This is a genomic window from Vibrio nigripulchritudo (assembly GCF_027924785.1).
Taxonomy (GTDB): Bacteria; Pseudomonadota; Gammaproteobacteria; order Enterobacterales; family Vibrionaceae; genus Vibrio; species Vibrio nigripulchritudo.
Window position 1 is genome coordinate 118,259 of sequence record NZ_AP027049.1, and the last position, 24,576, is coordinate 142,834.

General features: G+C 46.9%; 22 protein-coding genes. 16 read left to right on the forward strand and 6 right to left on the reverse strand.

What is annotated here, in order from left to right:
* Positions 1-65 precede the first annotated feature (65 nt).
* The 3 genes from QMG91_RS00560 (at position 66) to QMG91_RS29020 (ending at position 4,194) form a co-directional block, all read left to right on the forward strand.
* On the forward strand, positions 66-494 hold the full coding sequence (locus QMG91_RS00560) for a GNAT family N-acetyltransferase (RefSeq protein WP_281828186.1): 429 nt from the start codon (positions 66-68) through the stop codon (positions 492-494).
* A gap of 671 nt (positions 495-1,165) precedes the next feature.
* A complete protein-coding gene (gene polA / locus QMG91_RS00565; protein WP_281828188.1) occupies positions 1,166-3,955 on the forward strand; it encodes a DNA polymerase I in 2,790 nt (929 codons plus the stop codon).
* A 191-nt stretch (positions 3,956-4,146) separates the two neighbouring features.
* The gene (locus QMG91_RS29020; protein WP_438356636.1) at positions 4,147-4,194 is read left to right on the forward strand and encodes a hypothetical protein; all 48 of its coding nucleotides are present in this window, start codon (positions 4,147-4,149) and stop codon (positions 4,192-4,194) included.
* Positions 4,195-4,707: 513 nt separating this feature from the next.
* Here the strand turns inward: QMG91_RS29020 and yihA are convergent.
* Positions 4,708-5,361: a ribosome biogenesis GTP-binding protein YihA/YsxC gene (gene yihA, locus QMG91_RS00570; protein ID WP_004404958.1), complete on the reverse strand. Its 654-nt coding sequence runs from the start codon at positions 5,359-5,361 to the stop codon at positions 4,708-4,710.
* A 150-nt stretch (positions 5,362-5,511) separates the two neighbouring features.
* On the opposite strand from yihA, the gene QMG91_RS00575 reads away from it, so the two are divergent.
* From QMG91_RS00575 to hemN, 5 genes are all read left to right on the forward strand, one after another.
* Positions 5,512-6,129, forward strand: coding sequence for a c-type cytochrome (locus QMG91_RS00575; RefSeq protein ID WP_004404960.1), 618 nt, complete (start codon positions 5,512-5,514; stop codon positions 6,127-6,129).
* Positions 6,130-6,344: 215 nt separating this feature from the next.
* The gene (locus QMG91_RS00580) at positions 6,345-7,004 is read left to right on the forward strand and encodes a class I SAM-dependent methyltransferase (RefSeq protein WP_004404962.1); all 660 of its coding nucleotides are present in this window, start codon (positions 6,345-6,347) and stop codon (positions 7,002-7,004) included.
* Complete coding sequence (yihI, locus tag QMG91_RS00585) at positions 6,982-7,527, forward strand: Der GTPase-activating protein YihI (RefSeq protein ID WP_004404963.1); 546 nt, start codon at positions 6,982-6,984, stop codon at positions 7,525-7,527. The genes QMG91_RS00580 and yihI overlap by 23 nt, the downstream gene beginning before the upstream one ends.
* Before the next feature lie 11 nt (positions 7,528-7,538).
* Positions 7,539-8,033 carry a DUF2489 domain-containing protein gene (locus tag QMG91_RS00590; RefSeq protein WP_281828192.1) on the forward strand — a complete coding sequence of 165 codons (495 nt, stop codon included), beginning with the start codon at positions 7,539-7,541 and terminating at the stop codon, positions 8,031-8,033.
* A 193-nt stretch (positions 8,034-8,226) separates the two neighbouring features.
* Complete coding sequence (gene hemN / locus QMG91_RS00595) at positions 8,227-9,600, forward strand: oxygen-independent coproporphyrinogen III oxidase (protein WP_281828194.1); 1,374 nt, start codon at positions 8,227-8,229, stop codon at positions 9,598-9,600.
* Between the two features lie 43 nt (positions 9,601-9,643).
* Here hemN and QMG91_RS00600 read toward each other — a convergent pair whose 3' ends face one another.
* A complete protein-coding gene (locus QMG91_RS00600; protein ID WP_022591514.1) occupies positions 9,644-10,279 on the reverse strand; it encodes a DUF2959 domain-containing protein in 636 nt (211 codons plus the stop codon).
* Positions 10,280-10,313: 34 nt separating this feature from the next.
* Between QMG91_RS00600 and QMG91_RS00605 the strand changes: the two genes are divergently transcribed.
* The 3 genes from QMG91_RS00605 to QMG91_RS00615 all read left to right on the forward strand — a co-directional run bounded on the left by QMG91_RS00605 (position 10,314) and on the right by QMG91_RS00615 (position 12,624).
* Positions 10,314-11,198 carry a virulence factor BrkB family protein gene (locus QMG91_RS00605; RefSeq protein ID WP_045967030.1) on the forward strand — a complete coding sequence of 295 codons (885 nt, stop codon included), beginning with the start codon at positions 10,314-10,316 and terminating at the stop codon, positions 11,196-11,198.
* Positions 11,199-11,209: 11 nt separating this feature from the next.
* Complete coding sequence (gene dtd / locus QMG91_RS00610; RefSeq protein ID WP_004404476.1) at positions 11,210-11,644, forward strand: D-aminoacyl-tRNA deacylase; 435 nt, start codon at positions 11,210-11,212, stop codon at positions 11,642-11,644.
* A gap of 62 nt (positions 11,645-11,706) precedes the next feature.
* Positions 11,707-12,624 carry a bifunctional GNAT family N-acetyltransferase/hotdog fold thioesterase gene (locus tag QMG91_RS00615; RefSeq protein WP_004404477.1) on the forward strand — a complete coding sequence of 306 codons (918 nt, stop codon included), beginning with the start codon at positions 11,707-11,709 and terminating at the stop codon, positions 12,622-12,624.
* Here QMG91_RS00615 and QMG91_RS00620 read toward each other — a convergent pair.
* The 4 genes from QMG91_RS00620 to hslR form a co-directional block, all read right to left on the reverse strand.
* On the reverse strand, positions 12,621-14,549 hold the full coding sequence (locus QMG91_RS00620; protein ID WP_022603198.1) for an AsmA family protein: 1,929 nt from the start codon (positions 14,547-14,549) through the stop codon (positions 12,621-12,623). The two genes, QMG91_RS00615 and QMG91_RS00620, sit on opposite strands and share 4 nt — an antisense overlap.
* Before the next feature lie 116 nt (positions 14,550-14,665).
* Positions 14,666-16,291 carry a phosphoenolpyruvate carboxykinase (ATP) gene (gene pckA, locus QMG91_RS00625; RefSeq protein ID WP_004404482.1) on the reverse strand — a complete coding sequence of 542 codons (1,626 nt, stop codon included), beginning with the start codon at positions 16,289-16,291 and terminating at the stop codon, positions 14,666-14,668.
* A gap of 345 nt (positions 16,292-16,636) precedes the next feature.
* On the reverse strand, positions 16,637-17,512 hold the full coding sequence (gene hslO / locus QMG91_RS00630; RefSeq protein ID WP_004404484.1) for an Hsp33 family molecular chaperone HslO: 876 nt from the start codon (positions 17,510-17,512) through the stop codon (positions 16,637-16,639).
* A 17-nt stretch (positions 17,513-17,529) separates the two neighbouring features.
* A complete protein-coding gene (gene hslR, locus QMG91_RS00635) occupies positions 17,530-17,919 on the reverse strand; it encodes a ribosome-associated heat shock protein Hsp15 (RefSeq protein ID WP_004404486.1) in 390 nt (129 codons plus the stop codon).
* Between the two features lie 259 nt (positions 17,920-18,178).
* Here hslR and gspC point away from each other — a divergent pair, with 259 nt between their 5' ends.
* From gspC to gspG, 5 genes are all read left to right on the forward strand, one after another.
* A complete protein-coding gene (gene gspC, locus QMG91_RS00640; RefSeq protein ID WP_281828203.1) occupies positions 18,179-19,117 on the forward strand; it encodes a type II secretion system protein GspC in 939 nt (312 codons plus the stop codon).
* Positions 19,118-19,159: 42 nt separating this feature from the next.
* The gene (gene gspD, locus QMG91_RS00645) at positions 19,160-21,193 is read left to right on the forward strand and encodes a type II secretion system secretin GspD (protein ID WP_281828205.1); all 2,034 of its coding nucleotides are present in this window, start codon (positions 19,160-19,162) and stop codon (positions 21,191-21,193) included.
* The gene (gene gspE, locus QMG91_RS00650) at positions 21,193-22,698 is read left to right on the forward strand and encodes a type II secretion system ATPase GspE (RefSeq protein WP_022551836.1); all 1,506 of its coding nucleotides are present in this window, start codon (positions 21,193-21,195) and stop codon (positions 22,696-22,698) included. Before gspD ends, gspE begins: the two co-directional genes overlap by 1 nt.
* Positions 22,698-23,921 carry a type II secretion system inner membrane protein GspF gene (gene gspF / locus QMG91_RS00655; protein WP_004404497.1) on the forward strand — a complete coding sequence of 408 codons (1,224 nt, stop codon included), beginning with the start codon at positions 22,698-22,700 and terminating at the stop codon, positions 23,919-23,921. The genes gspE and gspF overlap by 1 nt, the downstream gene beginning before the upstream one ends.
* 191 nt (positions 23,922-24,112) lie before the next feature.
* Positions 24,113-24,562 (forward strand): type II secretion system major pseudopilin GspG, encoded by a 450-nt coding sequence (gspG, locus tag QMG91_RS00660; RefSeq protein ID WP_022551835.1) that lies wholly within the window; start codon positions 24,113-24,115, stop codon positions 24,560-24,562.
* Positions 24,563-24,576 lie beyond the last annotated feature (14 nt).

A 24,576-nucleotide genomic window follows, 5' to 3' on the forward strand; every position in this document is an offset into this window, starting at 1 on the left:
CACTCGCATATTGTTTTTGAATAAGCTGAACCGATTGGTTCAGCTTTTTTGTTAGAGGAATATACATGCAGATCAGAATTGGAACCCTTGAAGAGTGTGTCGAAGTGGCTAATGCCATTCCCGAGTTTGTAGAGAAAGAGACCGTAGAAAATCTAAGAAATAGGTTGAATGGAAAAACGCATTTGATCTTAGTTGCTGTAAAAGAGGAGCAGTTGCTCGGGTTTAAAATCGGGTATGAATTGACCGAAAAAACGTTTTACAGCTGGTTTGGCGGTGTGACACCAGCAGGAAGAAAAAGTGGAATTGCCCAGCTTTTAATGGATGAACAGGAGGACTGGGTGGCTAAAAACGGCTATCAACAGGTAAAAGTGAAGTCTCGCAATGCCTTCCCAGCGATGCTTAGATTGCTACTGAGAAATGGTTATCTAGTTGATATGTATGAAAAATATCCTAACAATCTGGATTCTAGAATTCACTTTTTAAAGGATCTATAAAAAATAAATGAGAAAATTTCTCATTTAGGTGTTGACGTGTAAATGAGAATCATTATTATTGGAGTCGTCTTAGGGAATGAGGAACAGTTCAAAAGGAATTGATTTCAGTTTCAAGCGAACTTGCACTGATTCTTGAATGACACGACATTGCTCACATTGCTTCCAGTGTAATTTAGCTTTACGGCAAAGTGATATTTTTCATCATTTTGGCCACTTATGCTAGGCGACATCATTCGATGTCGCTTTCTTTTATCTGAAATTCACAGATTAACCACATTTCTCGAAATTTCTACACTTTCTGTTGATTAAATCATCAAATTTTTTCTTTGATTTTTTTAGATTCTTTATCTGCTCCCAAATTATTTTCCACAAGGCATGATCATTATAAGATCCATGATCTGAGGATCTTTTTTGTGATAACTTATTGTTATTAAACAAGTAAAATGAAAAAAGACTCTATTTTTAGCTCTGTTAGTCAGCTGTTGATAACTTTTACCAACAGAGTTATCCACAAGCGGTTGCAAGTTTTGTTGCGCAACAAAACTACGGAGGCTAGGAATGTTGAGAAAATGCGCTCCAGCTTAAATTTGGTATAGCGAACATGGCATCCCCAAGCGAGTCGTGGCATTCTAAGCCCATTATTTTTTGCACTGTATTTTGGACAGCAGACTATGGCAACCATACCTGACAACCCTTTGATTCTCATCGATGGCTCTTCTTATCTTTACCGGGCATTTCATGCATACCCCGGCACCATGAGCAATGGCGATATCCCAACCAATGCGGTTTATGGCGTGGTGAACATGCTGCGCAGCATGATGCGTCAGTTCAGCTCTGAACGAATCGCGGTTGTTTTTGATGCGAAAGGCAAAACCTTCCGTGATGATATGTACCCAGAGTACAAAGCCAACCGCCCTCCAATGCCTGACGACCTGCGTTGTCAGATTGAGCCTTTGTACGAGGTAATCAAAGCCATGGGGCTTCCACTTATCTGTGTACCGGGCGTTGAAGCGGACGATGTCATTGGTACGCTTGCCGCTCAGGCTTCAAAAGCGGGTATGCCAGTGCTGATCAGTACCGGTGATAAAGACATGGCTCAGCTAGTGGATGAAAATGTCACTCTGATCAACACCATGACCAACGTCGTTATGGATAGAGAAGGCGTTGTGGACAAGTTTGGTATCCCACCAGAGCTGATCATCGACTACCTTGCGCTTATGGGTGACAAAGTGGATAACATTCCAGGTGTACCTGGAGTGGGCGATAAAACCGCGACCGCGCTGCTTCAAGGTGTGGGTGGTTTAGATAAGCTTTATGACAATCTCGACGACATTGCACCACTTGGTTTCCGTGGTTCGAAAACCATGGCGAAGAAGCTGATCGATAATAAAGACAATGCTTACCTTTCTTACGAGCTGGCAACCATCAAGTTAGATGTAGAATTGGACGTCACAGCGGAAGGTCTGAAAAAAGAAACCCCAAATAAAGACGAACTAATCAAGCTTTACGGTCAACTGGTGTTTAAATCTTGGCTGAATGAGTTGCTAGAAGGCGGCACTGGTGAAGTTGAAGCTATCGGATCTGCGAGTTCTAATGCGGCATCCGGCACTACCGCAGCAGAAGTGGACACCAGTGTAGTAAAAATCGATCGCAGCCAATATGACACCGTTCTCACTAAAGAAAGCTTTAATGAGTGGCTGGAAAAGCTGAAAGTTTCGGACTTATTTGCGTTTGATACCGAGACGGACAGTCTGGACTACATGGTCGCAAACCTTGTCGGCCTGTCTTTTGCGACCGAAGAAGGTGTCGCGGCTTATGTACCTGTCGCGCATGACTATCTCGATGCGCCAGAACAGCTGGACAGAGATTGGGTGCTGGAGCAACTCAAACCGATTCTGGAAGACGTGAATCAAGCTAAAGTTGGTCAGAATCTTAAGTACGATGCCAGCATTCTTGCGCGTTATAACATTGAACTGCGAGGTATCAAACACGACACCATGCTGGCTTCCTATGTTTTCAATAGCGTAGGCGGCAAGCACGATATGGACAGTTTGGCGCTGCGATTCCTTCAGCACAGCTGCATGTCCTTTGAATCGATCGCAGGTAAAGGCAAAAACCAGCTTACCTTCAATCAAATTGATCTGGCGGAAGCGTCACCATATGCCGCAGAAGATGCCGATGTCACACTGCGTTTGCATAACCGTATTTACGCCAATATCGAGCAGGACGAAAAACTTAGCCACATCTACAATGACGTGGAAGTGCCTCTGGTACCTGTACTTTCTCGTATCGAACGCACTGGTGTCATCATCGATGACATGTTGCTGGGTGCGCAATCTCAAGAAATTGCAGCACGCCTCGACGAGCTTGAACAAAAAGCGTATGACATTGCAGAACAAGAGTTCAACCTGAGTTCTCCTAAACAACTTCAAGCCATTTTGTTTGAAAAGATGGGATTACCAGTACTGAAGAAAACGCCTTCAGGTGCACCTTCGACCAATGAAGAAGTGTTGCAGGATCTCGCATTGGACTACCCATTACCCAAGGTGATTCTGGAATACCGTGGACTGGCAAAACTGAAATCGACTTACACCGATAAGCTGCCGAAGATGATTAACCCGACTACAGGTCGTGTGCATACGTCTTATCATCAGGCAGTTACTGCAACAGGTCGCTTCTCGTCCACTGATCCAAACCTACAGAACATTCCAATTCGTAACGACGAAGGTCGTCGTATTCGTCAGGCATTTGTTGCGCCGCACGGCTGGAAGATTCTGGCGGTCGATTACTCTCAAATCGAGCTTCGTATTATGGCGCACCTGTCTGGTGATAAAGCCTTATTAGACGCGTTCAGCCAAGGTAAGGACATTCACTCAGCGACCGCTGCGGAAGTTATGGGTGTGAATATTGAAGATGTGACCACTGAACAACGCCGTCGTGCGAAAGCGGTTAACTTCGGTTTGATCTACGGTATGAGTGCGTTTGGTTTAGCGAAGCAGTTAGGTATTCCTCGTGGCGAAGCTCAGGGCTACATGGATAAATATTTCGAGCGCTACCCAGGTGTGATGCAGTATATGGAAGACACACGCAGCGCGGCGTCCGAGCAAGGTTATGTAGAGACCATATTTGGTCGTCGACTGCATCTTCCAGAAATCAAGTCGCGAAATGGCATGCGTCGTAAGGCGGCCGAACGTGCGGCAATCAATGCGCCTATGCAGGGGACGGCGGCTGACATCATTAAGAAAGCTATGCTGCTGGTCGATGAGTGGATTCAGGCAGAAGGCGAGGGCAAAGTGAAACTGCTGATGCAGGTGCACGATGAACTGGTTTTTGAAGTCGAGGAGTCAGTCCTTTCCGAAGTTGAAAGTAAAGTACAAAAACTGATGGAATCTGCCGCAGAGCTAAATGTGCCTTTGGTTGCCGAAGCCGGGCATGGCGACAACTGGGATCAAGCCCACTAGCCACTTTTTGCTCTAATCACACAAATAACTATGAGCCAGCGCACATGCTGGCTTTTTTTTGATCTAAATAAAGTCGTGTAAAATAAAGTGTTAATGTAGTTTTACAAAAAGTTAATGAAAAAAAACTACAAAAATTGTTTTCATTTCTGAGTAAATGTTGTACATTATCTCTCGTAGGGTACAGAGGTAAGATGTTCTATCTTTCAGACCTTTTGTTTCACGTTATTGGATTAGGCTGATTCAGCCGCCCCAGTCAGTTTTTGACTGGGGCGTTTTTTATTGTAATAAAAACAACATATTGGCTAAATAATCTTCATTTTTTGCTTCATTTATTTCTTCTGCGTGTCCTTTCTCTTCTTCTCATTACGCGAATCAATGCATTCTGCCGCAGCCAGACAAGTGATAGATCTGGTAATAAATCCTCAAATCTTAGCCTGTTCAGTGCCTGACTTTAGAATTTATTCTGGAGAGCGTTGTAGTAAAAAACCGTGTTATCAATAAGATATTTTTTATCAAAAAAGAAGATTGATTGAGAATCGCGTGTGGAAGGTATAAAACAGTAGGTTTATGCAAATAAGCCCTGATGCGAAAAGGTGTCTGGAGGCAAGGTTTTGAAAAAAAGTAGAGAAATATCTTGAGTTTTTGTAGGAGATGATGAATGCTTTTTAACCATAATAATAATACCTCCTATTTCTCTCCCGTTGCCCCACCAAAAAGGTGGGGACTTTTGTATCTGGGAGTATAGAAAAACCTTATTCTTCAGGCACTTCTCCATTGTCTTCTTCCAGCACTTCTTCAATAAGTGCTGGGGCAAACCACTCATCAAGACGCGAGCGTAACTGGTCTACGCCAATGCCTTTAAGGGATGAAAACGCGTCGACTTTAACATCGCCACCAAACGCCAATGCAGCTTCTCGAATTTTCAGCAATGTGGACTTTCGTGCCCCACTTTTTAGCTTATCGGCTTTAGTCAGTAGCACCTGCACCGGAATTCCTGAGTCTACCGCCCAGTAAATAAGCTGTTGATCCAAATCTTTCATGGGATGGCGAATATCCATTAACACCACAAGCCCTTTCAGAGACTCGCGTCGTTGCAGGTACTCACCCAGTGATTTCTGCCATTTCTGCTTCATCTCTAACGGGACTTGAGCAAATCCGTACCCAGGAAGATCAACTATGTGGCAATTGTCGTACACTTTAAAAAGGTTAATTAATTGCGTACGACCTGGAGTTTTACTGGTTTTTGCTAAACTTTTCTGGTTAGTCAGTCGATTTAAGGCACTGGACTTACCGGCGTTAGAGCGACCAGCAAACGCAACTTCTATTCCCACATCCTCTGGCATGTGACGTATGTCAGGGGCGCTGGTAATAAAATGTGTGTTCTGATAATGAATTTTTGCGCTCACTGTTAACTCCATCTCGTCTTTGTGTAGTCGATTGATTACTTTTTTGTGAATTTGTGTAAAATACCCTTGCTCGGCATAAGGTCGTTTAGGCGAACAAATAGCCAACCACTTCATGTGGTACTGGAAGCTTGATAATTATAATGGAATGTCATGAAAAAATTAGTGCTAATCTTGAGTTTATTAGCCAGCTGCTCTGTATGGGCCCAAGGTAGTATTGAAGCTGGTAAAGCAAAATCTGTCACTTGTTCTGCCTGTCATGGTGCAGACGGTAACAGTTTAATTCCGATTAATCCAAACTTGGCGGGTCAGCATGCCAAATATCTTGAGAAGCAGTTGAAAGATCTCAAGCTTGGCGGACAGACTGGCGGTAAGCAAGGTCGTTATGATCCTGCAATGAGTGCCATGGCGGTGCCGCTGTCTGATGAAGACATTGCCGACTTATCTGCTTACTTTTCATCCCTCCCTATCGCAGAAAGTTCGACACCTGAAGACGTCGTTGACCGTGGTCGCGTACTTTACGCAGCCGGTGACTTAGAGCGTGGCATCACGGCGTGTATCGCCTGTCATGGTCCTCGAGGTAACGGTACTGAGCTCTCCGGGTTTCCTAAAATCTCCGGGCAGCACGCTGACTACATCAAAGGGCAGCTGGTTAAATTCCGCTCTGGCGATCGCAATAACGATATGAATGCCATGATGCGAGATATCTCCAAAAAGCTGACCGACGACGACATTGAAATTTTGTCTAAGTATGTGGGTGGCTTGCACTAACTAACGAGCAATGCATTTGAAAAGAAAAGCGGCGGACTACCTGCCGCTTTTTTGTATACCCAAATAACCCTAGAATTCGCCTTTCTGGGAGTACTCTGGGTTATTCACTAAGGGTATTGGCGCTTTTTGTCGCGAATAAGCAGAAAGTGCTCAATAAAACTCCACTCTAACCTCACTTTCTGGTATGTTTCGCATCCCTAACTGAGGAACCCAATATGCACGCTTGTCCGCTCTGCGAATCAACGCAGACCAAAGACTACTTTGAAGACCGTCGTCGACGTTATCATCAATGCCTGCAGTGTGAATTGGTGTTTGTGGACCCTGCCCAACGGCTGACCGCTGAAGAAGAAAAGTCGATGTATGACTGGCATGAAAACGATCCGGCTGATGAAGGCTATCGTCGATTTCTAAGCCGAATGTCTACACCAATTCTGGAAAGAGTCGCCCCTGAGTCCAGCGGTCTGGATTTTGGTTGTGGACCCGGTCCAACACTATCCCTTATGTTAGAAGAGCACGGGCATACCGTCTCCCTATACGATATCTATTACTACCCTGATAAAAGGGTACTTGAGAACACGTATGATTTTGTGACTGCCACCGAAGTGATTGAGCATTTGTATCAACCCGATACCGTGTGGCAGCAATGGTTGAGTTTAGTCAAACCAGGTGGATGGCTAGGGGTGATGACCAAAATGGTGATTAACCTTGAAGCCTTCGCCGGATGGCACTATAAAAATGATCTTACTCATGTGATCTTTTTTAGTCGGGCTACGTTTCAATATTTAGCGCGACGGGACGGACTCCAACTCGAATTTATTGGCAATGATGTAATTTTACTGAGGAAACCCAGTAATGAGTCGTACAAAGAAATCTAGAAAACCGGGTGCTTCTGGTGCACCGGAAATAATCGTTACCCGTAACCGCAGCGAATCGGATGTAGAAGGTCGTCTGCGCAAAAAGCACAAAAAGCGCAAAGGTCTGAAATCGGGCAGCCGCCATTCTGAAGGTACGCAGGCGAACAGCGCCGGCAATAGCCAGAAGCGCGACCCGCGTTTAGGCAGCAAGAAGAAAATTCCTCTGATCATCGAGCCTGTGAAAAAGCCGACCAAGCAAGAGCGCCGCCTGTCAGCAGAGCAAGAATTGGAGATGCTGGAAAACGACGCTCAGTTGATGGTGCTTCTTGACCGTATCGATGCGGGCGAAAGCTTAGGTAAAGGCTTGCAGCAATACGTAGATGAGAAACTGGACCGCATCGAAGTACTGATGAACCAACTGGGTCTGATGGAGCCAGAAGGTGAAGAGCAGGACGAGCAAGTTGATGAACCAGCTAAAGCGAAAACCGACGACGATCTGCTTTCGCAGTTCGAAGATATGGATTTAGATAACCTGAAAGGATAAGCGAGAAAGTTATGTCAGTAACCGTATTAGCTGTCATCGGCGCACTTATTATCTTAGGGCTGGCGTCGTACGCAGGCTATCTTTTACTGCAACTTAAAAAGCAGAAGGAATTGCAGGCGAAGCATCAAGCGCTGGCGATTGACAAACGCAATTCGAATATTTTCGAAAACGTAGACACTCTATGTGCTGCGGCGATTCAGGGTCAGTGTGACCTGGCGGAAATCAGCATTCGTGTGTATTGCATTCTGGACTACGTACAGGGTGAAGATCGCATCGACGTAGATGCAGAGTATCCAGCCACGGCAGAGCTATACCACGTTGTGAAAGACATGGCTCGTGGTGAAGACAGACAAAATCTACCGAAGAAAGAGCGTATGCAGCAAACGCTGGATCGCCAGAAAGCAGAAGCACGTTTGACTGACGACATCATCGAAGAGCTCAAATCGCTTCGAGAAAAGATCAAACCTCTGAACAATCAGATCAACATCAATATGGTCGCATCTTAATTCGCCTATCATCTAGTTAGTCTTTTCGACATCAAGATCATCCCGGATCCATAATCTGGGATGACTTTTAGGTGCGAGTGATCTCACTAGCACTTCTGAACATTTCTATTATTAAATCCATCAGGGTATGCCATCACAGACAGGGTGATATGGCAAAATATGCCCCTAAGCACTAACTGGAAGCACAACAAAAATGTCTAGTGAGCAAATTGTTTGGGATCAAGCTGTATTAGATAAATACAATTACTCAGGGCCGAGATACACCTCTTATCCAACCGCGTTGGAGTTTCACGAAGCGTATACGATTGCTGAGTTTGATATGGCTTGCGCGCAATACCCAGAGCGCCCGCTGTCGCTGTACGTGCACATTCCTTTTTGTCACAAGCTTTGCTACTACTGCGGCTGCAATAAAGTCATTACCCGTCACCAGCACAAGGCCGATGATTACCTTGATATTCTGGAGCACGAAATTCGCCAGAGAGCGTCTTTGCTTCAGCAACGTCGTGTCACTCAACTGCACTTTGGTGGTGGCACACCAACTTTTCTCAGCAAACCTCAAATTTCTCGTTTAATGGCGTTGTTACGCCAGGAATTTCACTTTGAAAACGATGCCGAAATCAGCATTGAAGTGGATCCACGTGAGATTGAGATGGATATGCTGGATCACCTGCGAAACGAAGGCTTTAACCGCCTGAGTATCGGTGTTCAGGACTTTGACAAAGACGTTCAGAAACTGGTGAACCGCGAGCAGGACGAGCAGTTCATTATCGATATGGTCGAACGCGCCAAAGAGCTGGGTTTTCGTTCTACCAATCTGGATCTGATTTATGGTTTGCCAAGGCAGACTCAGGAAACGTTCGCCAAAACGTTAAAACAGGTTCTGAAAATGCAGCCGGGGCGTTTGTCGGTGTTTAATTACGCCCACATGCCACAGCTTTTCGCCGCTCAGCGTAAAATCAAAGATGCCGATTTACCTGAATCAACGGAGAAAATGGCAATTTTGCAGCAAACCATCGCGACCTTAACCGGAGCTGGTTATCAGTTTATTGGTATGGATCACTTCGCACAGCCAGACGATGAACTGGCGGTTGCTCAGCGCAATGGCGTGTTGCACCGTAATTTCCAGGGCTATACCACACAAGGTGAGTGTGATTTGGTTGGTTTTGGGGTTTCTGCGATTTCCATGATTGGTGACAGCTACGCTCAAAACCAAAAAGAGCTGAAGAAGTACTACGCTCAGGTGAATGAAATGCGTCATGCGTTGTGGAAAGGCGTCTCACTGGATGCGGACGACTTGCTTCGCCGTGAAGTCATCAAACAGCTGATCTGTAACTTCAAACTGGACAAGCGTTTTATCGAAAACGAATTCAATGTGAATTTTAAGCAGTACTTCAAAGAAGACATGGACCTGCTGCAAACGTTCATTAATGACGGGTTAGTGGAAGTGGATGACAATGAAATTCGTGTAACACTGCGTGGTCGATTGTTGATTCGAAACATCTGTATGTGCTTCGACAAGTACCTGAGAGATAAAGCGCGACAACAGCAATTCTCGCGAGTGATATAAAAAAAGGGGCTTCACGCCCCTTTTTTGCGTCTGAACTTAACCGTTACTTCAGTTTCGCCAAGAACTTATCGGATTCCGTAATAGCGGATTTCATTTCCTTGATTGCCAGTTCGATGTCTTTTTCCAAACTCATGAACTCGCCCTGAAGAGAGCCAATGGCACTGGCATTGAGGTTGTGTTTTAGGTTTAGTGTGTTATCACGCAAAGTATTCAGCACGGGTGTCATTTTCTTCTCTGCGCGTTTCATGGCGCGGAGCATGGTTTTGTATGATGCCTTGGTCTGCTTTAACTTGGTCTCACTGTCGCGGCGAAGTTTGCTGCTGGTGTAAAGATCCAGTTCCTGCTCCCATTCTTCAAATAGGGCATCTGAAACCTCTTCTATGGCGCCGATGCGTTTGGATACGGTTTCTGCTGCATCCACGCTGTCCTCGTACTTATCGTTGATTTTCTCGTACATGGACTCCAGATCGCCACCGTCAAACTGGGTGAGTGCAGAGAGCACTTCTAACGCACTGGAAAATTCTTCCTGCGCTTCCTGCTGGGCACTTTGAGCATCTTCTACCCGGTCAACCATGATGTCCCGCTTGTGAATACCCACCTTTTCCATTGCAGAATAATAGGTCGATTCACAGCCCGTCATCAGAAACAAAGACATTGCCATAGCAAAAACAAAACGCATTTGAATTTCCTTTTCGTATAGAATTGAAAGCACTATGGAACACTTAACAGGGAGATACAAGTTGAAGTTCGACGAGATAGCCGTTCATTCTCAACATTTTTTCCGCTACTTGCTTGGGCGTATGAATCATGACCGCCTGACCGTCAGTGCAGGCTACATGGCTTACATCACGTTATTGTCTTTGGTGCCCATGTTGACGGTGCTGCTGTCGGTGCTTTCCAAGTTCCCCGTGTTTGCCAATGCAGGCGATGTGCTCCAGGAGTTCGTCATTACCAATTTTGTCCCGGCAGCAGGCGCGGCAGTGAAATCGGCGCTCAATGATTTTGTTGCCAATACGGGCAAAATGACTGCAGTTGGTGGTGGTTTCCTGTTTGTTGCAGCTCTGATGCTGATTTCTAACATCGATAAAAACCTTAACTACATCTGGCGAGTGCAGCAAAAACGTCGCCGCGTGTATTCGTTTTCCATGTACTGGATGGTACTGACACTTGGTCCTATTCTTGTTGGAACCTCCATTGCTGCTACCTCATACGTGACCTCGCTAAACTTAATTGAAAGCGAGACCATTTCTTCGGTGTACTCCATGCTGCTCGGCTGGCTGCCTTTTATTCTGTCTTTTCTGGCATTCATGGGGCTTTACATGCTGGTGCCCAACAAAAAAATTCTACTGCGTGATGCGGCAATCGGTGCGCTAGTGGCTGCTATCCTGTTTGAAATGAGTAAAAAAGGTTTTGCCATGTACATTACTCAGTTCCCTTCATACCAGTTGATTTATGGTGCGCTGGCGGCAATTCCTATCCTGTTTGTCTGGGTTTATCTGTGTTGGTTAATTGTGCTGGTTGGAGCAGAAGTGACCGCGAGCCTCGGTGAACGGGAAATGTGGTACAGTAGTGAGCCTGAAATAAAAGAAGAACAATAAGGAAGCGATACATGATCGCCTTAATTCAAAGAGTCAGTGAAGCCGCCGTTCGCGTAGAAGGCGAGGTGGTTGGCGAAATCAATCAAGGGTTACTTATCTTGCTCGGCGTCGAAAAAGAAGACGACGAAGCCAAAGCAAAACGCCTGATGGAGCGGGTACTCACGTACCGAGTTTTTGAAGATGATCAGGGAAAAATGAATCTAAACGTACAAGATGTGAACGGAAGCGTTTTGGTTGTGTCTCAATTTACATTACCCGCAGATACAAAAAAAGGAACGCGACCAGGTTTCTCTAAAGGCGCCCACCCTGCGGATGCAGAGCGTCTGTACGATTATTTTTCTGATCTTTGTGAAGAGAAAATCGGTACACAGCGAGGAAGGTTCGGCGCAGATATGAAAGTGTCGCTGGTCAATGACGGACCGGTTACCTTCTGGTTGCAGGTATAAGAAGCAGGTAATGCGTTTGGGGCGCATTGCTGCCACTCGCTTCGCTAGAGCAAAGGATTCTCATGTTTAAATTAATCACGCCTAAGACAGCGAATCAGCTGAACAAATATTATCATTTTCGATGGCAAATGCTGCGCGAACCATGGCGTTTGCCTGTGGGCTCTGAGCGCGACGAATACGACGAAATGAGCCACCACAGAATGATCGTGGACAGCAAAGGCAGACCCATGGCCATTGGTCGCCTGTACATCACTCCGGATAATGAAGGTCAGATTCGCTATATGGCGGTGAAGCCTAATCGCCGTAGCAAAGGCATCGGATCGTTGGTGTTGGTGGCATTAGAATCGTTTGCTCGTCAGGAAGGCGTGAAGCGCCTGGTGTGTAATGCCCGTGAAGATGCCATCGCATTTTACCAAAAGAACGGTTTTGAAAATCAGGGCGAATTGAGTGACGAACGTGGTCCGGTGCGTCACCAGCAAATGGTGAAATCGCTCGATCCGTTAGCGAATGTTCTCCGAAGACCAGACTGGTGTGCCGACTTGCAAGACCGCTGGGAAAGCCAGATTCCGATCAGCGACAAAATGGGCATCAAAATCAATCAGTATACTGGATACCGGTTTGAGTGCAGTGCTCAGTTGAACCCTAACCTCAACCCTCATAACACCATGTTCGCAGGCTCTGCATTTACGCTGGCAACATTAACGGGGTGGGGGATGACCTGGCTCTTAATGAAAGAACGTGGTTTAGAAGCCGATATCGTGTTGGTCGATAGCCAGATTCGTTACCGACATGCGGTAGAGCAGAACCCGATTGCCGCCACGTCTCTGGATGGCATCAGTGGGGACTTAGACAGGTTAGCGGCAGGCAGAAAAGCTCGTGTGGTCATTAACGTGTCGATCTACAGCGGCGAGCATGCAGCTGTGGAGTTTATTGGTACCTACATGCTGCTGCCAAATTACCAACAAATGCTGGGACGTTAGTCCTCAGTATTGTTATTACAGACTTCTCGCGTAATTGGGGCACTGGAAAGCGGTTCGTAACGCCAGTGCCCGCACTCTCCACTAAGTTGTAACCTTAATTCCCCATCTTCCGGGTGCACCAGATCCAGTTTCCCTTGCAAGCTTCCAGTAAAGTCGCTGCCCGCGATGTTGGATTCGCGGATATCAATTCGACCTCTGTCTACATCAATCAGCAAGTCTGAAACCAAAACGTCGGATGGTGCTTTCTTAGACAGCTCAAGTGGCACGGTCGGATCCATCAGTGCAGCGAAGTGAGAAGAGGTCAAAAGGTCACGAAACTGAGTTGAAACGAACCCTGAAATGCTGTGATTGAACGAAGTCTGGTCACCAGACAAACCTGAGAGCTCAAATTGGGTATCAGTCAGCCCAGACAAATCAAATGGAAGAGGATGAAGGTATCGCCAGGTTTCGATTGGAATGCCGTCTCCCTGAAATTTCAGTTTCCATGGGCGGCTGTATTGACGGAAATCCCATTGACCTTGAGCGCGAATTAATCCGTCGGTAACCGGAATAATGACTTTGTCGAGAAAACTGATGCCACCTTCTGAATGCGCTTCGATCAACAACTGAGAGCCGATGAGTTTGCCAAAGTTCGCACTGTTCGCGGTCAGTGCCAGATTCCCCTGCCACAGCCCCATCTGGCCATTTCTCAGAATGTCCAGTTGCTTACCCTGAACGTTTAGACCTGATATCTGGCGACGTGGCTCAGACTGTAAATCAATGTATTGCGCACGTTTAATGGCGAGTGAATCGATAGTCAGGTTGGCTAAGCGGTCGGTCTGTTCTTTAAAGGGTTGTAACGTCAGCTCGCTATCGGTGTGCCATTCAACCCCAGTAAGGTTTAACTGCGAAAGGTGCCAGGTGTCGGGAGTAAATTCTCCGTTGAGCTGAATATAGCCTTGCCCCATACCCACGTTGGCGCTGTTCACCACAATAAGATCAGGAGATAAAGTCGCTTCAATGACGGGCTCCAGCCAGAGTTGGTTAGCGAAATCAAGGCTCTCCGCGTCCAGAGACACGCTGCCAGATGGCTGTTTCCAAAGCTCGAACGGGAAGCGAATGTCCTCCAGCGTCATATCCGCCTGTACCATGGCGAAAGACGGAAACTCTAAGTCACTGCGAAGCACATCCACACGCTCAATGAAAATTTCATTGCTGTCTGCGTTTGCCCACTTAAACTTTTTCAGGGTTTTCCAGTCATCTTTGGTGACAGTCAGTTCATTGAGGGAAGCGCTCACCACGCGCCAGCGGTTTTCTTTCCATTCTGCCTGCCCGGACAGCGAGCCTCCACGCCAGTTGAAGGACAAACCATAAATTTTCTTGGTTTCAGCGAAAATATCTGCATCCAGCAGCGCGTTATTAAAGGCTTCATTCTGCCAGTAGATTTGGTCGGCACTGAGTTGAATCTCGCCGTACCAACGCCAGATGGGATGATCACTGACCACTGGATCTTTAATCTGGAATTTTAAGCCTCGTACGATCCACTCTGGGTTGGAAAAGTCTAAGTTATCGATCGCAAACTGATGAACACGAACGAAAGAGAGCGGGCGAATATTAGGCACACCTTTTTGCAGCTGCATACCACTGAGTTGCAGGCTGGCGATGCTCAGTTTGGTACCGCTGAGAATAGCCGGATCGAGCCAGATGTTCGCGGTTTCGATGAACATCGGTTCAGGTTCGGTAGAAAGTTCAACCCCATGCAAGGTGAGCTGATAGGGTGAAGTGTATTCAACTTGATCGATTTGGATGGACAAATTGCTTATCTGGTTTGCCACGAAATTGACCACAGGCGTGGCATAACGCGTGTACAAACTGGCATAGAGTGCCAAGGCTGAAACGACGATCAGCAGCAAGATCAAAACCACAAACGTGGAGGCTTTTCTCATGTCCCTTGTTCCAAATTCCTTAATCCAGCTTTCAGATTGGCTCAATTATCGATTGGATTCAATAAAAAGCCCCTCAAAAGAGGGGCTTGGTAATGGATTTGATAACTCAATCCGGTTTAATCAAGCTGTGGACCTGCTGCAACCAGAGACTTGCCCTCGTCGTTATCCGTGTACTGAGCAAAGTTATTGATGAAGCGTTGTGCTAAATCAGTTGCCTTGCTGTCCCACTGTAGTGGGTCTGTGTAGGTATCACGAGGGTCAAGGATTTCAGGATCCACTCCGTGAAGTGCCGTCGGAACTTCCAGGTTGAACACTGGAATCACTTTGGTATCAGCATGGTCAATCGAACCATCCAGAATCGCGTCGATGATGCCACGGGTATCCTGAATGGAGATACGCTTGCCTGTACCATTCCAACCGGTATTGACCAGGTAAGCTTCCGCGCCTGCTGCTTCCATACGTTTTACCAGTACTTCTGCGTACTGCGTTGGGTGTAGCGTCAGGAAGGCTGCGCCAAATGCCGCTGAAAACGTAGGTGTTGGCTCAGTAATGCCACGCTCAGTACCTGCCAGTTTGGCGGTAAAGCCAGACAGGAAGTGGTACTTAGTCTGCTCTGGTGTCAGTTTCGATACCGGAGGTAGCACACCAAACGCATCAGCTGTCAGGAAGATCACTTTCTGAGCGTGACCCGCTTTCGATACTGGTTTTACGATGTTTTCGATGTGATGGATAGGGTAAGAAACTCGGGTGTTCTCGGTTTTCGAACCGTCTTCAAAGTCGATAGAGCCATCAGCGCGAACGGTAACATTCTCTAGCAGTGCATCGCGGCGGATGGCATTGTAGATGTCGGGTTCCGCTTCTTTAGACAGGCGAATGGTCTTCGCGTAGCAACCGCCTTCGAAGTTAAAGATGCCATCGTCATCCCAACCGTGCTCATCATCACCAATCAACTGGCGTTTAGGGTCGGTTGAAAGTGTCGTTTTACCTGTGCCAGACAAGCCGAAGAATACAGCGACATCGCCGTCTTCACCGACATTGGCACTACAGTGCATGGATGCAATGCCTTTCAGAGGCAGCAAGTAGTTCATAACGGCAAACATGCCTTTCTTCATTTCGCCACCGTACCAAGTGCCGCCAATGATCTGGACGCGCTCAGTTAGGTTAAAGGCAATGAAGTTTTCTGAATTGAGACCTTGGGCTTCCCAGTTAGGGTTGGTCACTTTTGCACCGTTCATGACAACAAAGTCAGGTTCGAACGTTGCTAATTCTTCTTCTGTCGGGCGGATAAACATGTTTTTCACGAAGTGAGCCTGCCATGCGACTTCTGTGATGATGCGAACACTCAGGCGAGTGTCTGGGTTTGCACCACAGAAACCATCGATGACGAACAGACGTTTTCCTGAAAGCTGGTTGGTCACCAGATCACGCAATTCTGTCCACACTTCCTGATTAATGGGTTTGTTATCGTTTTTACCTTGATCAGACCACCACAGAGTGTCCTTGGTGGTGTCGTCCTTAACGATGTACTTATCCTTAGGGGAGCGACCAGTAAAAATACCAGTGTCTACAGCAACAGCACCAAGCTCGGTGACGGTGCCTTTTTCGTAGCCTTCCAGCTCTGGGCGAGTTTCTTCTTCGAACAACTGCTCATAACTAGGGTTACGTAAAACCTCAGTCACGCCAGTGATTCCGTGTTGGGTAAGATCAATGTGTGCAGCCTTTGTATGTTCCATAACGGTCATAGGTGCTCCTTGTAGGGTATAAATTGTAGGGATTTTGTAATTATTTATAGTTTTGTGCTCACCAATTTAGCAACTTTGAGCAAACTCAAATCAGGTCTTTTAATCATATATTATCCCCGAGGTGAGTGAGGTTTTTTTGCTCTTGTCACAGATTTGGTAGGGCTATTTTATCGCTCGCGCAATCCTTTGCGCTAGATCAAAAGAATTATTAATTTGACAAAAATAAGTATAGCGTACGGTGATATAAATGCGTGTTTTAGTAGCGAAAAAGCATAAAAAAAGCCGACATATTGTCGGCTTTCTAGTGATATTTTTGACGCTTATTAAAGTGTGAAAAATAATCAATTAATGAATGGTGTCGTTTCCATTACTGGCTTGCTCATAGAGCTCAGATACTTGTGATTCGTCGAACGAATAATTCGTGCCGCAGTAATCACAATGTAAAGAAACGGATCCTTCTGTCGCCAAAATGTCATTAATTTCATCTCGGGAAACTGTAATGATGGCAGCACCACTTCGCTCTCGTGAACAACCACAATGGAATTCAACAGGTTGGGGCTCAAACAATTGCACCTTTTCCTGATTGTATAAGCGATACAGCACTTCGTTTGCAGGCAGGCTGAACAGCTCTTCATTTTTAACCGTGTTGGTCAGTTGCTCAAGGTGCTCGAAGTCGTCAGGTGTGCCTGTGCCGTCTGGCATGATCTGAAGAAGCATACCTGCTGCATGCGGCTTGCCTTCAAATTCACCCAGGCGGAACCACAAACGAGTCTGAAGTTGCTCGGAACGTTCAAAGTAAGCTTCAAGCACTTCAGACAATGTTTCACCTTCCAGACCAACTACACCTTGATAGCGTTCGCCTTGTTTAGGTGCAATGGTAATCACTAAGTGACCTTTACCCATTAGCTGATGAAGGGTTGCATCTTCTGCTATGTCACCATCCCAACGTGCGACACCACGAACTTTCTGATCATGATCGCCATTAATTACCGCCAGAGACACAGGACCATCGCCCTGAAGCTGAAGGGTAATAGAGCCTTCAAATTTCAGTGTTGCGGTAAGCAGAGTCGTGGCGACGAGTAGCTCACCCAACAGGTTTTGTACCGGTGCTGGGTATTCCTTGCTTGAAATGATCTGTTGGTAGGTTTCGTCCAGTTGTACCAACTCGCCACGTACCGAAAGGTCTTCAAATAGGTAGCGATTCAAAAGGTTGTTTGACATGCGTGGAGCTCCAGCATTTATTGATTCTTAAACTTAATAATGTCACGACGCTGTTTTTTGTCCGGGCGTCTTTCCGGGCTTGGACTATAAAGTGCGTTAAGCTTTCTCTTCTGCGTGTTTTCTTCACGCTTTAGAATGCTCTCTTCAGTTTCGCGGTATAGCGTCTGAGCTTCTGGAGCGCCACGGCGTTGATCGGAAATCTTCTCAATCACTACCGTTTTTTCTTCATGCCCCTGTCTCAAAACGATCGTAGCACCAAGCTCTACAATCTTGCTCGGCTTTGAGCGTTGCCCATTATAATGGACTTTGCCGCCATCAACCATATTCCGTGCTATGGATCGCGTTTTGTAGAAACGGGCTGCCCAGAGCCACTTATCGAGCCGGACTGTGGCAGTATTTGAACTCATAGTAAATTCACGCCTCTAATGATTGACTTAACTAATGATTTACACAATGGTGACGATAACGGGGGTTTTCAACCTAAAATGGGATGAAACGTAAGCAGTCTGGAACCTGTTATTGTGAATTGTTGCTAATCTTTATAAGAACGATATTTGGTAACAATCAATTTATATGACAATGTGCAAACCTTTGTGTAGGCTTTGGCTTTTATTTATCAGACTGCCTAACCATTTCTGAAGTTTTAATACAGGGAGCGCATGATACATGTCATCGTCGTTGGTGCAAAAATATCAATTGGATCAGAAGTTCAGTGCTTTTCTTGCGCTTGCTGTAAAGCAGCAGGGAAAGTTGAGCGCTTGGGTGACATTATTACTGATCGCCATTTCTGCCTGGATTCTCGGGCAACTTAGCTGGCAGCTGATTCCACAAGACTCTGAAGTAGCGCGCTGGTCTCCAAACGCGGTGATTACTCAGCCTGGTCAGGGTTCGAGTAATGCGAATTCTGGCGATGCTGTTGCTTCACTGCTCGATGCCCATCTTTTTGGTCGCTATTCCGACAAACCCGCCGCGAAACCCAAACCAAAACCAGTAGTAAAAGACGCACCTAAAACGCGCTTGAGTTTAGTGCTGGTTGGCGTGGTGGCAAGTTCGGTTGAAGAAAGCAGCCTTGCCGTCATTGCTAACCGTGGTCAGCAGCAAACTTACGGTATTGGTGAGCAAATCGAAGGAACAAGAGCTTCGTTGAAAAATGTGCTAGTGGATCGCGTTATTATCGATAATCAGGGTCAAGATGAAACTTTGATGCTTGAAGGTGTCGAATACAGCAAGTTGGCACAGGAAAGTCAGCCACTGGCTCCACCACCACCTGATTCAAATGTTGGCGATTTGCCTGATGTGAACGAAATTGAGCAAATTCGACGCGAAATTTCGCAAAATCCACAGCAAATTATGCAATATATCCGTTTGTCACAAGTTCGCCGAGACGGAAATATTGTCGGCTATCGTGTGGGACCCGGCAGCCAGAGAGAACTGTTTGATGCCGTGGGCCTAAAAGATGGTGACATTGCTACACAATTGAACGGTGCTGACTTGAGCGACCCATCTGCGATGGGCAAAGTGTGGCAGACCATATCTGATATGACGGAATTGAACCTGACGGTCGAGCGTGACGGTCAGAGGCACGAAATCTTTATTGAGTTTTAAGACTGGCGCTGGAACGCGTCAGGATATAAGTGGGAGAATCACGTGAAACAGTGGTTAAACAAAGGAACCTGGTTGCTGGCTGGTAGCCTCGCTTGGTCACCAGCTTTGGTGGCAAACGAGTTTAGTGCCAGTTTCAAAGGGACCGACATCAAAGAGTTCATCAATATTGTTGGACGCAATCTTGAAAAGACCATCATCGTCGACCCAGCCATCCGCGGAAAAATTGATGTCCGCAGCTACGATGTGCTGAATGAAGAGCAGTACTACCACTTTTTCCTTAACGTTTTGGAAGTGTACGGCTTCGCAGCAGTGGAAATGGAAAACGGTGTCCTGAAAATTGTCCGTGATAAAGATGCCAAAACGGCAGCCATTCCTGTAGTTGGGGATGAAACACGTGTACAGGGCGATGCGGTAATCACGCGAGTGGTAGCGGTACGAAATGTATCAGTGAGAGAGCTGTCCCCATTGCTTCGTCAACTGAATGACAATGCAGGTGCGGGTAACGTCGTTCACTACGATCCAGCGAACATCATTTTGATCACTGGACGTGCGGCTGTGGTTAACCGCCTGGCAGAAATTATTGAGCGCGTTGACCGTGCCGGTGACAAAGAAATTGAAGTCGTTGAGCTGAAAAATGCCTCAGCGGCAGAAATGGTACGAATTGTTGAAGCGTTGAACAAATCAACAGCACAGAAAAACACTCCCGCGTTTCTCGAACCAAAACTGGTCGCGGATGAGCGTACCAACTCCATCCTTATTTCAGGCGATCCGCAGGTACGTAAGCGTCTGCGTAAGTTGATCATGCAATTGGATGTCGAAATGGCAACCAAAGGCAACAACCGCGTCGTTTATCTGAAATATGCCAAAGCAGAAGACTTGGTCGATGTACTGAAAGGTGTGTCTGATAATCTGCAAGCTGAGAAACAAGGTGGCGCTCAGGGCGCTGCATCAGCGAAAAGCCGAAATGAAGTCATGATTTCTGCGCACCCTGGTACCAATGCATTGGTCGTGACTGCGCCGCCAGACATCATGCGTGCGATAGAAGATGTTATTGCTCAATTGGATATTCGCCGCGCTCAAGTACTTATTGAAGCTATGATCGTTGAGTTGGCAGAAGGCGATGGCGCGAACCTGGGTGTTCAATGGGGTAACCTAAACACAGGTGCGGTCATTCAGTACTCAAACTCCGGCGCATCCATTGGCAGCGTAATGGTGGGCTTGGAAGAAGCCAAAGACACCACAGAGAAAAAAACGATTCGTGACAGCGATACGGGTGCCATCAAATACTACGAAGAAACCACCACCAAAGGTGATTATTCAACGCTTGCAAAAGCATTGGGTGGGGTAAACGGTGCGGCACTTAGCCTGATGGCAGGTGACTGGACTGCTCTTGTTAGCGCAGTGGCTAGTGATACCAGCTCCAACATTCTTTCATCACCAAGCATTACGGTAATGGATAACGGTGAAGCATCGTTTATCGTTGGTGAAGAAGTCCCTGTTTTGACAGGCTCTGCGGCCGGTTCAAACAATGACAACCCATTCAGTACCGTTGAACGTAAAGAAGTGGGTATCAAGCTGAAAGTTGTCCCTCAAATTAACGAAGGCGACTCAGTTCAGCTAACCATCGAACAAGAAGTGTCTAACGTACTCGGTGCAAACGGTGCGGTAGATGTTCGATTTGCTAAGCGTCAGCTCAACACCTCGGTAATGATCCAAGATGGTCAGATGCTGGTTCTAGGCGGTCTTATCGACGAGCGTGCTTTGGAAAGTGAAGCGAAAGTTCCGCTACTTGGTGACATCCCAGTCCTTGGTCACTTGTTCAAGTCGACCAGTACACAGGTTGAAAAGAAAAACCTGATGGTCTTCATCAAGCCAACCATCATTCGAGATGGCGTTACAGCAGACGGCATCAGCCAGCGCAAGTACAACTACATTCGCGCCGAGCAACTGCTTAAAGCGGAAGAAGGTCTGAAACTACTGAGTGATGAATTTGTTCCTGTACTTCCTAAGTACGGAGAAGACATTCGTCATCCTGAAGAGCTTAGAGCGTTCATCGAGCAGTTGGAGGCGAAATAATGGCGGATACGCTGGTCGTTTCTGAAGGCTTTGTGCGACTGCCCTTTGCCTTCGCTAACCGACATAAAGTGGCGATGGAAGTCGCCGCTCAGCCAGACGGATTGCCAAGCCTCTATTACGTAGAGCCGTTGGCTCTGGAAGTGTTAACTGAAGTGCGCCGAGTGGTGCGTAATTCTTTCACACCTGTAGCGCTTAAAGCGGAAGATTTCGAAAGCAAACTGACCGAGCTGTATCAGCGCGATTCCTCGGAAGCGCGTCAGTTGATGGAAGACATCGGTGCCGATAATGACGACTTCTTCTCTCTTGCAGAAGAACTGCCGCAAAACGAAGACCTTCTGGAATCGGAAGACGATGCACCGATTATCAAACTGATCAACGCCATGCTGGGTGAAGCGATCAAAGAAGGGGCGTCGGATATTCATATCGAGACCTTCGAGAAATCCCTTTCTATTCGTTTCCGTGTGGATGGTGTTTTGCGTGAAGTTCTCGCACCAAGCCGCAAACTGGCTCCGCTACTCGTATCTCGTGTAAAAGTTATGGCGAAGCTGGATATCGCAGAAAAGCGCGTCCCGCAGGATGGTCGTATCTCTCTGAGAATTGGTGGTCGAGCGGTCGATGTCCGTGTTTCCACCATGCCGTCATCGCACGGTGAGCGAGTGGTAATGCGTCTTCTGGACAAAAACGCCACTCGATTGGATTTACACAGCCTTGGCATGACGCCGCGCAATCACGATGGCTTTCAAACGCTGATCAAACGCCCACACGGTATTATCTTGGTTACCGGTCCTACTGGTTCTGGTAAATCCACCACCTTGTACGCAGGGCTTCAGGAGCTCAACAGCACAGAAAGCAATATTCTGACGGTTGAAGATCCGATTGAATTCGATATTGACGGTATCGGGCAAACTCAGGTTAACCCGAAAGTGGACATGACCTTTGCCCGAGGGTTACGTGCGATTCTTCGTCAGGACCCAGATGTGGTAATGGTTGGTGAGATCCGTGACTTAGAAACCGCGCAAATTGCCGTTCAGGCGTCCTTAACCGGTCACTTGGTGATGTCTACCTTACACACCAATACCGCTGTGGGTGCAATCACGCGTCTTCGTGACATGGGAATCGAGCCTTTCCTAATATCCTCTTCTTTACTGGGTGTGCTTGCGCAACGTCTGGTGCGTACCTTGTGCCCGGATTGTAAACAGCCTTATGAAGCCGACAAAGAACAGAAGAAACTGTTCAATCTGACCGAAGACCAACCGCTGACGTTATATAAAGCGTGTGGTTGTGAAGCGTGTAACTTCAAGGGTTACCGAGGTCGAACGGGTATTCATGAATTGCTGATTGTCGATGAAGATGTCCAGGAACTGATTCATAGCGAAGCTGGCGAACAGGCGATCGACAAACACGTTCGAAGCACTACGCCAAGTATTCGTGATGATGGTCTGACTAAAGTAAGGGAAGGCGTTACCACGCTTGAAGAGGTCATGCGAGTGACCAAGGAAGCGTAATGGCAGCATTTGAATACAAAGCTCTGGATGCCAAAGGCAAACAGAAAAAAGGTGTCATCGAAGGGGATAACGCACGTCAGGTTCGTCAGAAGCTTAAAGAGCAAGGGCTGATACCTGTCGAAGTGATTGAAACTAAAGCCAAAGAAGCCAAAGCCTCTTCCGCTGGTTTGTCTTTCAAGCGCGGCATCAGTACCAACGATCTGGCTTTGTTGACTCGCCAGTTATCCACTCTGGTTCAGGCTGGTATGCCGCTGGAAGAGTGTATCCGTGCGGTTGCTGAACAGACGGAAAAAGCTCGTATTCGAACCATGCTGGTTGCAGTACGTTCCCGAGTCGTTGAGGGTTATACCCTGGCAGAGAGTTTCGGGGATTACCCACATGTGTTCGATGACTTGTTCTGTGCCATGGTGGCTGCTGGTGAAAAATCTGGTCACTTAGATAAAGTCTTAGACCGACTGGCGGATTACGCCGAAAATCGCCAGAAAATGCGCTCTAAAATGCAGCAGGCTATGGTGTACCCGGTAATGCTGACGCTGATTGCTATTTCAGTTGTGGCATTCTTGCTGGCGACAGTGGTACCCAAGATCGTGGATCAGTTTGTTCAGATGGGGCAAACGCTTCCTGCGTCTACCGAATTTCTATTACTTGCCAGTAACTTCGTCCAGAACTGGGGCGCCGTTTTGCTGGTGGTGATTCTGGTTGGTATCGTTCTGTTCCAGGCAGCACTTCGCAAGCCGTCTTTCCGTCTTAAATGGGATCGCTGGATACTGGGTTTACCTGTCATTGGTAAAGTTGCCCGCGGTCTGAATACGTCCCGTTTTGCCCGAACACTTTCAATCTGTACATCCAGTGCTATTCCACTGCTTGATGGTATGAAGGTTGCCGCTGATGTAATGAGTAATCAGTTCGTAAAAGAACAGGTTCTGTTGGCTGCGGATCGCGTTCGTGAAGGGGCGAGCTTAAGAAAATCTCTAGAGCAGACTCGCCTTTTTCCACCAATGATGTTGCATATGATTGCCAGTGGTGAGCAAAGTGGCGAACTGGAACAAATGCTGACCCGAGCGGCAGACAACCAGGACCGGGATTTTGAATCTTTGGTCAACATGGCTTTGGGTATCTTTGAACCATTGCTTATTGTCTGTATGGCCGGAATCGTGCTGTTTATCGTGGTCGCAACCTTGATGCCACTGCTCGAACTGAATAACTTGGTTTCGGGCAAGTAACTTAGTTTCGGTTAAGTAACTTAGTCTCGATTAAGTAATATAGCCTCGATGTGAGCGACAAGCTCACATCGCAAAAAAGATTGTTGTTTTAGCTTGTTAAGATATTCAAAGAATTGAAACTGCATCTATGCAGATTGAATATCGGAATGTAACTTTGCATGTTGGTAACCAGCGTGCGTTTCGGAGGAAATATGTATAACAAAAAGAGTAAGAAGCAGTCAGGTTTTACGCTTCTTGAAGTCATGGTTGTTGTGGTTATTTTGGGGATCTTAGCGAGCTTCGTTGTGCCTAACCTTTTGGGTAACAAAGAAACAGCGGATCAACAAAAAGCGATTACCGATATTGTGGCGTTAGAAAATGCGCTGGATATGTACAAGCTGGACAACAGTGTGTACCCGTCCACCGACCAAGGTCTGGATGCGTTGGTTTCTAAACCTTCCGCTAGCCCAGAGCCTCGTAACTACCGTGATGGCGGTTACATTAAGCGTCTTCCAAAAGACCCTTGGGGCAATGAATACCAATACCTGAGCCCTGGTGACAATGGCACTATCGACGTGTTCACACTTGGTGCGGATGGTCAGGAAGGCGGTGAAGGTGTGCAGGCTGACATCGGTAACTGGAACATGCAGGACTTCCAGTAAATCCTTGCGGGTTG

Bases quoted from the DNA above. Each gene is read 5' to 3' on its own strand.
- hemN (WP_281828194.1), top strand. From the start codon at position 8,227: ATGTCTAGTGAGCAAATTGTTTGGGATCAAGCTGTATTAGATAAATAC.
- polA (WP_281828188.1), top strand. From the start codon at position 1,166: ATGGCAACCATACCTGACAACCCTTTGATTCTCATCGATGGCTCTTCT.
- gspE (WP_022551836.1), top strand. From the start codon at position 21,193: ATGGCGGATACGCTGGTCGTTTCTGAAGGCTTTGTGCGACTGCCCTTT.
- QMG91_RS00580 (WP_004404962.1), top strand. From the start codon at position 6,345: ATGCACGCTTGTCCGCTCTGCGAATCAACGCAGACCAAAGACTACTTT.
- QMG91_RS00590 (WP_281828192.1), top strand. From the start codon at position 7,539: ATGTCAGTAACCGTATTAGCTGTCATCGGCGCACTTATTATCTTAGGG.
- QMG91_RS00600 (WP_022591514.1), bottom strand. From the start codon at position 10,279: ATGCGTTTTGTTTTTGCTATGGCAATGTCTTTGTTTCTGATGACGGGC.
- gspC (WP_281828203.1), top strand. From the start codon at position 18,179: ATGTCATCGTCGTTGGTGCAAAAATATCAATTGGATCAGAAGTTCAGT.
- QMG91_RS00575 (WP_004404960.1), top strand. From the start codon at position 5,512: ATGAAAAAATTAGTGCTAATCTTGAGTTTATTAGCCAGCTGCTCTGTA.
- QMG91_RS00620 (WP_022603198.1), bottom strand. From the start codon at position 14,549: ATGAGAAAAGCCTCCACGTTTGTGGTTTTGATCTTGCTGCTGATCGTC.
- yihI (WP_004404963.1), top strand. From the start codon at position 6,982: ATGAGTCGTACAAAGAAATCTAGAAAACCGGGTGCTTCTGGTGCACCG.
- pckA (WP_004404482.1), bottom strand. From the start codon at position 16,291: ATGACCGTTATGGAACATACAAAGGCTGCACACATTGATCTTACCCAA.
- QMG91_RS00605 (WP_045967030.1), top strand. From the start codon at position 10,314: ATGGAACACTTAACAGGGAGATACAAGTTGAAGTTCGACGAGATAGCC.
- gspF (WP_004404497.1), top strand. From the start codon at position 22,698: ATGGCAGCATTTGAATACAAAGCTCTGGATGCCAAAGGCAAACAGAAA.
- dtd (WP_004404476.1), top strand. From the start codon at position 11,210: ATGATCGCCTTAATTCAAAGAGTCAGTGAAGCCGCCGTTCGCGTAGAA.
- hslR (WP_004404486.1), bottom strand. From the start codon at position 17,919: ATGAGTTCAAATACTGCCACAGTCCGGCTCGATAAGTGGCTCTGGGCA.
- gspG (WP_022551835.1), top strand. From the start codon at position 24,113: ATGTATAACAAAAAGAGTAAGAAGCAGTCAGGTTTTACGCTTCTTGAA.
- hslO (WP_004404484.1), bottom strand. From the start codon at position 17,512: ATGTCAAACAACCTTTTGAATCGCTACCTATTTGAAGACCTTTCGGTA.
- QMG91_RS00615 (WP_004404477.1), top strand. From the start codon at position 11,707: ATGTTTAAATTAATCACGCCTAAGACAGCGAATCAGCTGAACAAATAT.
- QMG91_RS00560 (WP_281828186.1), top strand. From the start codon at position 66: ATGCAGATCAGAATTGGAACCCTTGAAGAGTGTGTCGAAGTGGCTAAT.